This is a genomic window from Flavobacterium alkalisoli, assembly GCF_008000935.1.
Taxonomy (GTDB): Bacteria; Bacteroidota; Bacteroidia; order Flavobacteriales; family Flavobacteriaceae; genus Flavobacterium; species Flavobacterium alkalisoli.
On the sequence record NZ_CP042831.1, the window covers coordinates 2882786 to 2895850 of the forward strand.

The 13065-nt window shown below is 36.4% G+C and carries 12 protein-coding genes; 8 read left to right on the forward strand and 4 right to left on the reverse strand.

The annotated features are described in order from the left end of the window. The first annotated feature begins 12 nt into the window (after window positions 1-12). The 7 genes from lpxD (at window position 13) to sucD (ending at window position 6242) form a co-directional block, all read left to right on the forward strand. Entirely contained in the window at window positions 13-1035 is a 1023-nt protein-coding gene (gene lpxD / locus FUA48_RS13180; RefSeq protein WP_147583959.1) for a UDP-3-O-(3-hydroxymyristoyl)glucosamine N-acyltransferase, read from the forward strand. 10 nt (window positions 1036-1045) lie between these two features. Further along, window positions 1046-2434: a bifunctional UDP-3-O-[3-hydroxymyristoyl] N-acetylglucosamine deacetylase/3-hydroxyacyl-ACP dehydratase gene (locus FUA48_RS13185; RefSeq protein ID WP_147583960.1), complete on the forward strand. Its 1389-nt coding sequence runs from the start codon at window positions 1046-1048 to the stop codon at window positions 2432-2434. A gap of 10 nt (window positions 2435-2444) precedes the next feature. Continuing rightward, window positions 2445-3230 (forward strand): acyl-ACP--UDP-N-acetylglucosamine O-acyltransferase, encoded by a 786-nt coding sequence (lpxA, locus tag FUA48_RS13190; RefSeq protein ID WP_129749949.1) that lies wholly within the window; start codon window positions 2445-2447, stop codon window positions 3228-3230. A gap of 22 nt (window positions 3231-3252) precedes the next feature. Then, on the forward strand, window positions 3253-3819 hold the full coding sequence (gene efp / locus FUA48_RS13195) for an elongation factor P (RefSeq protein WP_129749948.1): 567 nt from the start codon (window positions 3253-3255) through the stop codon (window positions 3817-3819). 63 nt (window positions 3820-3882) lie between these two features. Next, window positions 3883-4812, forward strand: coding sequence for a UDP-3-O-(3-hydroxymyristoyl)glucosamine N-acyltransferase (locus FUA48_RS13200; RefSeq protein ID WP_147583961.1), 930 nt, complete (start codon window positions 3883-3885; stop codon window positions 4810-4812). A gap of 2 nt (window positions 4813-4814) precedes the next feature. Next, entirely contained in the window at window positions 4815-5177 is a 363-nt protein-coding gene (locus tag FUA48_RS13205; RefSeq protein ID WP_147583962.1) for a nuclear transport factor 2 family protein, read from the forward strand. A gap of 192 nt (window positions 5178-5369) precedes the next feature. Then, complete coding sequence (gene sucD / locus FUA48_RS13210) at window positions 5370-6242, forward strand: succinate--CoA ligase subunit alpha (RefSeq protein ID WP_129749945.1); 873 nt, start codon at window positions 5370-5372, stop codon at window positions 6240-6242. 50 nt (window positions 6243-6292) lie between these two features. Here the strand turns inward: sucD and ligD are convergent, their stop codons facing one another. From ligD to FUA48_RS13225, 3 genes are all read right to left on the reverse strand, one after another. Beyond that, window positions 6293-8839: a DNA ligase D gene (gene ligD, locus FUA48_RS13215; RefSeq protein WP_147583963.1), complete on the reverse strand. Its 2547-nt coding sequence runs from the start codon at window positions 8837-8839 to the stop codon at window positions 6293-6295. Window positions 8840-8844: 5 nt separating this feature from the next. After that, complete coding sequence (gene ku / locus FUA48_RS13220) at window positions 8845-9627, reverse strand: non-homologous end joining protein Ku (protein ID WP_147583964.1); 783 nt, start codon at window positions 9625-9627, stop codon at window positions 8845-8847. An 83-nt stretch (window positions 9628-9710) separates the two neighbouring features. Then, window positions 9711-10286, reverse strand: coding sequence for a YciE/YciF ferroxidase family protein (locus FUA48_RS13225; RefSeq protein ID WP_147583965.1), 576 nt, complete (start codon window positions 10284-10286; stop codon window positions 9711-9713). A 177-nt stretch (window positions 10287-10463) separates the two neighbouring features. On the opposite strand from FUA48_RS13225, the gene FUA48_RS13230 reads away from it, so the two are divergent. Next, window positions 10464-10949 carry a DNA-deoxyinosine glycosylase gene (locus FUA48_RS13230; RefSeq protein ID WP_147583966.1) on the forward strand — a complete coding sequence of 162 codons (486 nt, stop codon included), beginning with the start codon at window positions 10464-10466 and terminating at the stop codon, window positions 10947-10949. Window positions 10950-11315: 366 nt separating this feature from the next. On the opposite strand, the gene FUA48_RS13235 is transcribed toward FUA48_RS13230, so the two are convergent. After that, complete coding sequence (locus FUA48_RS13235) at window positions 11316-13064, reverse strand: ABC transporter ATP-binding protein (RefSeq protein ID WP_147583967.1); 1749 nt, start codon at window positions 13062-13064, stop codon at window positions 11316-11318. Window position 13065 lies beyond the last annotated feature (1 nt).

Below are 13065 nucleotides of genomic sequence, written 5' to 3' on the forward strand. Positions count from 1 at the left end.
ATTTTTGTCGGGATGAAATTTACAGCAGAACAAATAGCGGGTATTTTAGAAGGGGACGTAGTGGGAAATCCCAATGCGGAGGTCCATACACTGGCTAAAATAGAGGAGGGTATCGATGGTTCCCTTACTTTTTTGGCTAACCCAAAATACCTTCAATATATATATACAACCAAGGCAACAATTACTATTGTAAACAGGACTTTTGAACCTGAAGCCGATCTTAATACAACTCTTATTAAGGTAGACGATGCTTATAAGTCGTTTTCCAAGCTGCTTGAATATTACAACCAGGTTAAACTGATGAAATCTGGTATTGAGCAGCCTTCTTTTATTTCAGAAGGAGTAGAGTATGGCGAGGGACTTTACCTGGGTAGTTTTTGCTATATAGGTAAGAATGTAAAAATAGGTAACAACGTAAAAATTTATCCTAACAGTTTTGTTGGTGATAATGTTACCATAGGCGATGACAGCATTCTTTTTGCAGGAGTAAGGGTTTATTCTGAAACTCAGATAGGAAATAACTGTACCATTCATTCAGGCTCTATTATAGGATCTGATGGTTTTGGATTTGCACCTAACGAAGAAGGTGTTTATAGTAAAGTACCGCAGATAGGTAATGTGATTTTGGAAGATAATGTAGATGTAGGTGCCTGTACAACTATAGACAGGGCAACACTAGGTTCTACAGTTATAAAGAAAGGTGTAAAACTTGATAACCAAATACAAATTGCACACAATGTTGTAATAGGTGAAAATACGGTTATAGCTTCACAAACCGGTATTGCAGGATCTACCAAAATAGGCAAGAACTGTATTATAGGCGGACAGGTAGGTATTGTAGGCCATATTATTATAGGTAATAATGTTCGTATACAGGCACAGTCGGGAGTTTCAAAAAACATACCCGATGGAGAAGCCGTACAGGGCACGCCTGCTCTTGGTTATGCCGACTTCAACAAGTCGTATGTACACTTTAGGAACCTTCCTAAAATAGTAGCCGAGGTAGAAGATATTAAACAACAAATAAAACAATAAATACAGATATATGGTTAAGCAAACCACAATCAACAGCGAAATTTCATTAAAAGGTGTTGGCTTACACACCGGTAAGGAAGTTACAATGACTTTTAAACCGGCTCCTGTAAACAATGGTTATACTTTTGTAAGGGTAGATCTTGAAGGCCAGCCTATAGTAGAAGCCGATGCTAATTATGTAGTAAATACACAAAGAGGAACAAACCTTGAGAAAAAAGGAGTTAAAATTCAAACTTCAGAGCACGTTCTTGCAGCATTTGTGGGTTGTGATGTTGATAACGTAATAATTGAGCTTGATGCTTCTGAGCCACCAATTATGGATGGTTCATCTAAATTTTTTGTAGAGGCTATTGAAAAGGTAGGAGTAGTAGAGCAGGATGCAGAGCGCAAAGTATATGTAGTAAAAGAAGTTATCTCTTATACAGACGAAACTACAGGCAGCGAGATTATTGTTATGCCTTCTGATGATTATCAGGTAACTACTATGGTTGATTTTGGTACTAAAGTATTAGGTACTCAAAATGCGACCCTAAAAAATATTAAAGATTTTAAAACTGAAATTGCCGATGCAAGGACTTTCAGTTTCCTTCATGAACTTGAAACATTATTAAACAACGGTCTTATTAAGGGAGGTGATTTAAATAATGCTATTGTTTATGTAGATAAGGAGATTTCTCCTGAAACTATGGAGAGCCTTAAGGTGGCTTTTGGTAAAGAGTCTATTGCCGTTAAGCCAAACGGTATTTTAGATAATCTTACCCTTCATTACCCTAACGAAGCTGCCCGTCACAAATTACTTGATGTGATAGGAGACTTAGCTTTGATAGGCACAAGAATTAAAGGAAAAGTTATTGCTAACAAACCAGGACATTTTGTAAACACTCAGTTTGCTAAAAAACTGTCTAAAATGGTTAAGATAGAGCAGCGCAACCAGGTTCCTACATACGATTTAAATCAGGAGCCGCTTATGGATGTAAACAAAATTATGAGCATGCTGCCTCACCGTCCGCCATTCCTGTTAGTTGATAAGATAATAGAGATGAGCGACAGTCACGTGGTAGGGCTTAAAAATGTAACAATGAACGAAAGTTTCTTTGTTGGTCACTTCCCCGGGGCACCGGTAATGCCGGGTGTTCTTATTGTTGAAGCAATGGCTCAAACAGGCGGTATACTTATTTTAAGTTCTGTACCGGATCCTGAAAACTATCTGACATATTTCATGAAAATTGACAATGTAAGGTTTAAGCAAAAAGTATTACCTGGTGATACGCTTATATTTAAATGCGACCTTATATCTCCAATAAGAAGAGGTATCTGCCATATGCAGGCAAATGCTTATGCTAACGGTAAACTGGCAGCAGAAGCAGAACTTATGGCACAAATTGTCAAAAACAGCTAAAACAGACTTTATGAATCAACCATTAGCATATGTACATCCGGGAGCAAAAATCGCTAAAAATGTAGTGATTGAGCCTTTTACAACCATCCACAACAATGTTGAGATAGGTGAGGGTACCTGGATAGGCTCTAACGTAACTATTATGGAAGGGGCCAGAATTGGTAAAAATTGTAACATATTCCCCGGAGCTGTAATTTCTGCTGTTCCGCAGGATTTAAAATTTGGAGGTGAAGATTCACTTGCCATTATAGGAGATAATTCAACTGTTCGTGAGTGTGTAACCATTAACAGGGGTACAATTGCATCAGGACAAACAAAAATTGGTAAAAACTGTCTTATTATGGCGACGGCACACATTGCTCACGACTGCCATATTGGAGATAATGCCATTATTGTAAACGGAGTTGCGCTTGCAGGTCACGTTACAGTTGGCGATTTTGCAATTATCGGCGGACTTGCAGCAATACACCAGTTTATAAGTATTGGTGACCATGCAATGATTTCAGGTGGTTCTCTTGTACGTAAAGATGTTCCTCCTTTTACAAAAGCAGCAAAAGAGCCTCTTTCTTATGTGGGTATCAACTCTATCGGTTTAAGAAGAAGAGGGTTTACTCCTGAGAAAATAAGAGAGATACAGGATATATACAGGATATTGTATCAAAAGAACTATAACACTACTCAGGCACTTAGCCTTATCGAAGCAGAAATGGAAGCTACACCTGAGCGTGATGAGATTATTCTTTTCATCAGAAACTCTTCAAGGGGTATCATGAAAGGATATACAGGAATTTATTAATATACATACAAACTAAATACAAATGGCAAGTACTTCAGATATTAGAAACGGATTATGCATTAAGTATAACAACGATATCTATAAGATTATTGAGTTCCTTCACGTAAAACCGGGTAAAGGCCCAGCTTTCGTAAGAACAAAACTTAAAAGTTTAACTACAGGTAAAGTATTAGATAATACTTTTTCTGCAGGTCACAAAATTGAGGACGTAAGGGTAGAAACTCACAAGTTCCAGTACCTTTACCCAGAGGGAGATCAGTTCCACTTTATGCATGCTGAAACGTATGAGCAAATATCTCTTAACAGAGAAATTCTTGATGCACCGGATTTACTAAAAGAAGGTGAAATGGTAATGGTTATTATCAATACAGAAACTGACGCTCCACTTTCAGTAGATATGCCTGCTTCTGTTGTTCTTGAAGTAACTTATGCTGAACCGGGTGTTAAAGGTAACACTGCTACAAATGCTACTAAACCGGCTACAGTTGAAACCGGAGCATCTGTAAACGTTCCTTTATTCATCAACGAAGGTGACAAAATTAAAATTGATACAGCAACAGGCTCTTATATAGAGCGTGTTAAAGAATAATTTATTCGACACGAGCCAATTTGAGAGCAATTTCAAATTGGCTTTTTTATCTTAACTCATTTTATGAAGTTCCCTAAAATATATCCTATTAAAGAAATCGCGGCAATTATTGGCTGTGGGTTTGTGGGCGATGAAAATTTTCCGGTTCACGGTATGAACGAGATTCATGTTGTAGAGCCCGGAGATATAGTTTTTGTAGACCATTCTAAATATTATGATAAGGCTTTACAGTCGGCAGCGACTATTGTTCTTATCAACAAAGAGGTTGAATGTCCTGAGGGTAAAGCACTTTTGGTTTCAGATGATCCGTTTAGGGATTTTAATAAACTTACTAAACATTTTATGCCGTTTAAGGCTGCCAGTGCTACAGTATCTGAAACTGCCCAAATAGGAGAGGGGACCGTAATTCAGCCTAATGTTTTTGTAGGCCACAATGTTAAAATCGGTAAAAACTGTTTGATACATCCTAATGTTATTATTTATGATAATACCATTATAGGGGATAATGTGATTATACATGCCGGAACTATTTTAGGTGCAGATGCTTTTTATTACAAAAAGCGTCCCGAAGGTTTCGATCAGTTATTATCTGGTGGTCGAGTAATAATACAAGACAATGTAGGCCTTGGCGCACTTTGTACTATAGACAAAGGTGTAACAGGCGATACAGTTATTGGAGAAGGCACGAAAATTGATAATCAGGTACATGTGGCCCACGATACCGTTATTGGTAAAAAATGTCTTATTGCTGCCCAAACAGGTATTGCCGGATGTGTGGTAATTGAAGATGAAGTTACCATTTGGGGTCAGGTAGGTACAACCAGCGGTATAACCATAGGTAGTAAAGCGGTATTACTGGCACAGTCGGGCGTAAGTAAATCGCTGGAAGGCGGAAAAGTTTATTTTGGCTCTCCGGCAGAAGAGTCGAGAGACAAGCTTAAACAGATGGCTTACATTAAACGTATACCTGAGATAATAGAAAAACTTAAATAAAGATGGAAGCAAAAGAACTGGTTAAAGAGTACTATAATTCCGGCGCATACAGAAATGTAGATGCCATGAAACGTTTTATTCATAAAGACCTTGTACTGCAATGGCACAGTTCCAAAGGCTACCTTGAACTTGACAAGAACGATTTACTGGCACTGGCACAGGAACTTGGTAAGTCGTATGTTTCTTCCCGCGTTGCCATTTCGCATATTATTGAAGAAGAAGGAAATGTGTGTGTAAGATATACACATTACGTCCATGCTTTTGAGAATCCTGATGAGGAAATGGTACTGGCTAACTTTATGATTATTTGGGAAGTAAAAGATAATCAGTTCTATAAAGGTTACTTAATGAGTCAGTTAGGTTAATTGAGTTTAACTCGAGTTTATAGCGGTTATTTTGTTAGGTAAAGTTTAGGTATTTGTAACTTAAAAAGTCAAAATTATGCTGTAGGCTTTTTTTGATGAAATAACTCCATAAAAATTAAAAAAAGCTTTATATATAATTAGTAAAAAGCTATTTTTGCAATGCGATTTAAAAAATAATTTAAAAAATATATCATGAGTGTTCTGGTTAATAAAGATTCCAAAATAATTGTACAGGGATTCACAGGAAGCGAAGGTACTTTCCACGCTACCCAAATGATTGAATATGGCACTAACGTTGTAGGTGGTGTAACGCCTGGTAAAGGTGGTACTACTCACTTAGACCGTCCTGTTTTTAATACTGTAAAAGATGCAGTTGATGTTGCAGGTGCTGATACATCTATAATCTTTGTTCCGCCGGCATTTGCTGCTGATGCAATTATGGAAGCTGCTGAAGCTGGTATCAAAGTAATTATCGCTATTACTGAAGGTATTCCTGTAGCAGATATGATTAGAGCTTACGATTATATTAAAGATAGAGATTGCCGTTTAGTAGGTCCTAACTGTCCGGGTGTAATTACTCCGGGTGAAGCTAAAGTTGGTATTATGCCGGGCTTCGTATTCAAAAAAGGTACAGTAGGTATCGTATCTAAATCAGGTACTCTTACATATGAAGCTGCAGACCAGGTTGTAAAACAAGGTTTAGGTATTACTACAGCTATTGGTATTGGTGGTGACCCAATCATTGGTACTACTACTAAAGAGGCTGTTGAGCTTTTAATGAATGACCCAGAGACTGAAGCTATCATCATGATTGGTGAGATTGGTGGACAGCTTGAGGCAGATGCTGCTAAGTGGATTAAAGCAGACGGTAACAGAAAACCGGTTATTGGTTTCATCGCCGGAGAAACTGCTCCAAAAGGTAGAACAATGGGTCACGCAGGTGCAATTGTTGGTGGTGCTGATGATACAGCTGAAGCTAAAAAACGCATTATGAGAGAGAACGGAATTCACGTTGTTGACTCTCCTGCAGAAATTGGTAAAAAAGTAAAAGAAGTTTTAGGATAATTTCTTTCCCTATAAAATAAAAGCCTCACATTATGTGGGGCTTTTTTTATTTAGCTGAGTTTATTTAATACGCTTTTTAAATCTATAGCGTTATCGAAAAAGTCTTTCCATAAATCGCCTTTTTTCTTTATTCTTTCGCCTATAGTATTTATGTTATACGATTTTAAATCCAATTTATTGGTAAGTTCGCTCCAGTCTAAAGGTGTACTTACCGTTGCTCCTTCACGGGGACGCAGAGAGTAGGCACAGGCCATGGTTTTGCCTTTCCCGTTTTGAAGATAATCCAGATATATTTTACCTTTTCTTTTGGAAGGCGACCTTTCCAGGCTGGTTATATCAGGCAACGCCTTATTTACGTGTTGGCTTATGATATGCGAGAAATCACGGGTTTGATTGTATGTGTATTTTGGCAATACAGGGATAAAAACATGAAGGCCTTTGCCTCCGGAGGTTTTTAAATATCCTTTTATACCAATACTGTCGAGTATTTCATTTACTTTTTTGGCTGTGGTTACTAAATCCTTTATTGAGGCTTCGTTGGGGTCTAAGTCAAATATAATATAGTCAGGGTTATTAAGGTTACCTAACCTGCTGCTCCAGGGGTTTATTTCAATACAACCCCAATTTGCCATAAACAGCAACGTTTCTTTATCCTGACAGATAAGATACTCTATAGTTTCTCCGGTTGATTTAGATTTAAGTTTTCGGGTTTTAATCCAGTTTGGAACAGCACCGGAAACATCCTTTTGGAAAAACCCCTGATCTTTTATTCCGTTTGGGTTTCTTCTTAGCGATTGTGGCCTGTCTATAACCAAAGGGATTATATATTGCGCCATTTCTTTATAATATTCAATTACATCGCCTTTGGTTATCTTTTCTTTGGGCCAGAATATTTTATCTGTATTGGTAAATTCTACCTTTTCAGTATCAGTATCTTTTTTCTTCTTTAAGGTAGTTTTTTTATCCGGATTTATATTTTTGTTGGTTTCGCGTACTACGTCTTTGGCATCTTTATCATTTCTCAAAGCAATGAATACGGGATGCCTCAGGCTCCCACTTTCAGTCCATTCAGAATATTTAATTTGTGCTACAAGGGTAGGCATTACCCAATGCACATTCTTTTCACCAGTCTCTCCTGAAAAAGGAGATGTTTTTCGCTCTATTTTTTCCAGTTTGGTGTGAAGCTCCGTTAATAAGTCATCATTAAAACCGGTTCCAACTTTTCCTGTATATATTAGTTTATCTCCATCATAATATCCAATAAGAAGTGCGCCGAACCCTTTTCGTGAACCCTGGGGTTCGGTATAACCACCTATAACCATTTCCTGCTCATTGGTTACTTTTATTTTAAGCCAGTCTGAAGATCTTTTGCTTAAATGGTAACGGGAATCTGCTTTTTTAGCAATAAGTCCTTCACTCTTTATCTTTTGAGCTTCCTTTAATGTCTTTGTGCCCTTACCAACGGTATGTTCTGAATATACTATTACATCTGATTTTGGAAGAAGGGCTTTTAGTATTTTTTTACGGTTAAGTAGTTCAAGACCTGTAAGGTCATATCCGTTAAAATATAATATGTCAAAAACATAACATTTTAAAGTACCTCTGTCAGGCTCATCGTGATAGTATTGCAGCCACTGAAAATGACTTTTACTATTAGAGTCTTCTACTACAATTTCACCGTCCAGTATTACATCCTCTTTTATTATTGAAAAAGCTTCGACCATTTCAGGATACTTTTTGTTAAAGTAAATTCCATTTCTTGATACTAGGTTTACTTTCCCTTTTTTTATTTCGATAAGTGCTCTGTAGCCGTCAAACTTATTCTCAAATACCCACTCGTCGTTATCAAAAACTTCATCGGTTAGGGTGGCAAGTTGTGGTCGCCAGTTTTTTGGAAAGGATTTCAGTTTTTTTGCATTGGTAACATCATCTGCGGCAAATCCTGTATTACTATTATCGGGTTCTTTAAGAATATTATCTGTACTATTTTTTTTGTTTTTCTTAGGGGAACTCTCCCAAGTATCAGAATCTTTATCTTTTTCAATCTGATTTAAGGTTCTCCCCGTTAATACGGAATGCTGATCAAAATCTTTTTTAGTAGCAAACTCATCTTTCCCTTTCATTAAAAGCCATTCCTTATCCTTACCTTTCATGTGTACTAAATGATAGGAGCCTTTAAGTTTATCTCCGTTTAGAACGATCTTTATATTTCCTTCAACATATTGCTGTTTCAGTATCTTTTCGCTTTCTGTTGCATTGTCACTGCCTTCTGCTAAATAAGTCCCTGTATCCCAAACCATAATCGTACCGCCACCATATTGCCCTTTAGGGATGGTTCCTTCAAAATCAATATAATCCATAGGGTGGTCTTCCACATGCATTGCGAGTCTTTTTACAGAAGTATCTGCCGATAGCCCTTTTGGTACCGCCCAACTCACTAAAACACCATCTATTTCAAGCCGGAAATCATAATGCAGGTGAGAGGCATCGTGTTTTTGAACGACAAAACGTAATTTCTTACCTCCTTTTTTTACTTTACCTTTTGGTTCGGCAGTTTTAGTAAAATCCCTTTTCTTATTATATTCTGATAATTTCATGACTATTAGTTTTTAATAGCTGCCAGGCTTGCTTTAAGCTGTTCCAGCAAATCATCTTTTGCGGCTGTGGTTTTTCTTCGTTTTCTTGGTGCAGGCTCTTTAGTTTCGGATTTTGCAGTAGCTTTCTTTTTAATCATCTTTATAAGTTCAGCCTTATATGTGTCCTTATACTTAGCTGGTTCAAACTTATCTGTAAGCTGATCGATAATGGAGAGAGCCATGTCCAGCTCTTTCTTAGTGATTTTAATGTTTGAAGGTATCTTTGCATCACCGGGATCCCTTAGCTCATCATTAAATCGTATTTGTATTAAAAGTATAACATTATCTTCAACTTTTAATATACCCAAGTGTTCGGTAGTACGCATAATAAACTTGCAGAGACCCACTTTTTCTGATTTTTTAAGTGCTTCCCTAAGCAGAGCATATACTTTTTTAGCTTCTTTAGCAGGTTCTATTATATAGGGCTTTTCCAGATATTTAGAAGGGATTTCCTCTTCTTTTATAAATTCAAAGATATCTATGGTTTGTGTTTTTTCGGGTGAAGCTTTTTTAAAGTCATCCTTATCTAAAACGACATAATCTCCGTTTTCTTTTCTGTAGCCTTTGGCAATTTCGTCCCACGGCACTTCCTTACCGTCTTTTTTACAAACACGCACATATTGGATAGGGCATTGGTCTTTTTGCCTTATCATATCCAAATCAATCCTGTGCGGACTGGTACCACTATATAATCTTACGGGAATATTAACTAACCCAAAACTGATGCTTCCTTTCCATAGTGCTTTCATAATGAGTTTTTTAAGGTTAACTATAAAAGCCATGAGCCGGTATATACCGGCCATAGCTTATAAATCGCGTTATTTCTGTTTACTTAGTTTTCTGTAGCTTCAAAGTTTATTTTATTGTAAGCGTTATCTGTTAGCTTTTGGTCGGCTGCTTTTTCTTCCATTAATGTTTCATGAAGAATTTTTGCAGCATCATCATAACCAAGTGTTTTTGCAAAGGCACATAGTGTACCGTAAGTAGCTATTTCGTAATGCTCAATTTTTTGAGAAGCTGCTATTATACCTGCATCTCTTACAGCTCCCGGTTCAGTGCTTTCTAAAATGTCTTCACCTTCTTTCAGTAATCCGGCCATAGCTTCACATTTTTTCCCTGAAGCTTTCTTTCCTGCCATTTCAAAAACTTTTTCCAGTCTTTCAATCTGACCTTCAGTTTCTGTCATGTGGCTGTCAATAGTATCGCTAAGGCTTTTAGTTGTTGCATTTTTAGCCATTTTAGGCAATGCTTTTAAAAGTGCTTTTTCGGCCCAGTAAATGTCTTTAAGGCTATCTATATAAAGATCGTGTAATGCTTCTGCAGCAGTAGACTTAGATTTTACTTTTCCTTCCGCAGCAGTTTTAGCGGTTGTACTTTTTTTAGCTGTTGTTTTTGTTGCTGATTTCATAGTTTTTTATATTTAAATGATTAGCTTGTTATTGCTTTTTAAGTAAAGTTAGATAAGAGTTAATGTGTTGATTATTAATTAAATCATAAATCTGTTAGGTATAACATTTAATTAACTGCTAATGCTATATCTTGCTTAAAATTGACTTAAGGAATACCTAATTTTTTTGTTTTGTTTATGAAAAAAGCTTTTCCGCCACTTGTGAATGAAAAGTGTAAAATATTGATATTGGGTACAATGCCCGGAGAAAAATCTTTAGAGCTGCAGCAATATTATGGTAATAGAGGCAATCAGTTCTGGAAGCTACTTTTTACTTTATTGGATGCTGAGTTTACCCACGATTATGAGAAACGTAAAACATTACTCGAAAAACACAATATTGCTCTATGGGATGTATTGGAAATATGTGAGAGGGAGGGAAGCCTGGATAGTAATATAAAGAATGAAACAGCTAATGATTTTGAGAGTTTTTATATAAACTATCCTAATATTAAACATGTATTTTTTTCAAGTAAGAATGCCGCTAAATACTATGATAAATATGTAGGCAGAAAACCGGATATAACCTATGAAATACTGCCTTCGCCAAGTGGGGCAAACGCCACAAAATCGTTTAGTGAAAAACTAGAGGAATGGTCTAAAAAAATTTTGCCACTGATTTAAAAACCAATGGCAAAAATTTTTCGTGATTGTTTGAATTGCTCACGACATAAAATACCTCCTTAGCCTTTTTTGTCGGTAACTTCTAATTCCGGCTTCTATAAGGAGCTTTAGCCTGTTTTTAAAGTTGTTCAGTGTCATAATAAGTGGGGTTGATTTTGATACTTGCAAGTTCCGTATTTACATTTTAAATAAGCCTAATATTATATTAAATTTTTATTAAAAGTTTTTGTTAATAACATGAGTATTTATAATTTTATTAACGCATTGATTCTTATATTATTGTACTTTAATAAAACATTACTTACGTAATTATTTAAAAAATGGATTTTACAAATAAAAAAAGCTACCGAAGGGTAGCTTAATATTTTAACTTTCAACAGCGAACTGAGAGTAGTAGAGGTTTTTGTAATAACCCTCGTCACGATTAATGAGTTCGTAGTGTGTGCCTTCTTCCACAATTTTACCCTGATCCATAACGATAATCTTATCGGCATTGATGATAGTAGCCAGCCTGTGAGCTATAACTATTGATGTTCTTCCGGCAGTTATTGTTTCGGTAGCGGTTTGTATAAGCTCTTCAGAATACGTATCAATAGACGAAGTAGCCTCATCAAGTATAAGTATACTTGGGTTGCTTACATAAGCCCTTAAGAAGGCAATAAGCTGTCTCTGTCCGGACGAAAGCATTACACCTCTTTCTTTTACATTATAATCATATCCGTTAGGCAGACTCATAATAAAATCGTGAACACCTATATTTTTTGCGGCTGTAATAACATGCTCGCGTGTAATTTCAGGATTATTAAGTGTTATATTATTATAAATAGTATCTGCAAAAAGGAATACGTCCTGAAGCACTATGGCAATTTGCCTGCGCAGGCTTTCGAGATTAAAGTCGTTAATATTAGTACCATCTATACTAATGCTTCCGCCTTTTATTTCATAAAAACGATTAAGAAGGTTTATAATGGTAGACTTACCTGCACCTGTAGCACCTACAATAGCAACAGTTTCACCAGCATTAACCTTAAGGTTTATACCTTTAATTACTTCTTCATTATCCACATAGCTAAAGCGTACATCTTTAAAATCAAGATTGCCCTTAAAGTGTGTCGCTATAAGTGTGCCTGCATCCTGAACCTGCATTTCTGAGTCTAACAATTCCAATACCCTGTCTGAAGCTATTATACCCATCTGAAGCTCGTTAAATTTATCCGCTATTTGTCGTAAAGGGTTAAACAACATGCTTATAAACATCAGATAAGCAAACAGGTCTCCCGGAGTTGTTACATTATCTCCGTTAAGAATGCTCACACCACCGTACCATATTATAATACCTAATGTAACAGAAGATATAATATCGGCAATAGGGAAGAAGATAGAGTTGTATAATATATTCCTTAACCAGGCTTTATTATGTTTCCTGTTTATCTCCTGAAACTTTTCGTATTCAATTTTTTCACGATTAAACAGCTGAACGATTTTCATACCCGTAATACGCTCCTGTACAAAAGTGTTAAGGTTTGCTACCTGAGTACGAACTTCCTCAAAAGCACTTTTCATCTTGATCTGGAAAACCCTTGTAGCATACAACAGTATTGGCATAGCCAATAATACAATAATGGTTAGCTTCCAGTTCATGTAGAACATAAAGCCAAGGATAACCATCATTTTTAACAGGTCACTTATTATCATGAAAAGTCCCTGACTAAAAATACGGGCAATTGATTCGATATCAAATACTGTACGGGTAACAAGTTTTCCTACTGGTTCATTGTCAAAAAACTTCATTTTAAAGCGTGAAATGTGCATAAAAAGCTTTTCACGAATGTCTTTTACAATATCCTGACCCAGCCAGTTTGCCCAGTATACAAAATAAAACTGCGATGCCACCTCAAACATAAGTGCAGCACCCATAAGCACTATATAGAATAATAGTCCGGTTTCGTCTTTAGGGTCGATGTATTCGTCAACCGTTCTTTTTAAAAGATAAGGCCTTATTGCTGCAAATAGTGAAAGTGATACCGCAAAAACAACAACTAGATAGTAACGTGTGCGGTAAGGCTTTGCAAATTTTAAAACCTTTTTTAATGATGTGGATTTTATAGCTTTCATA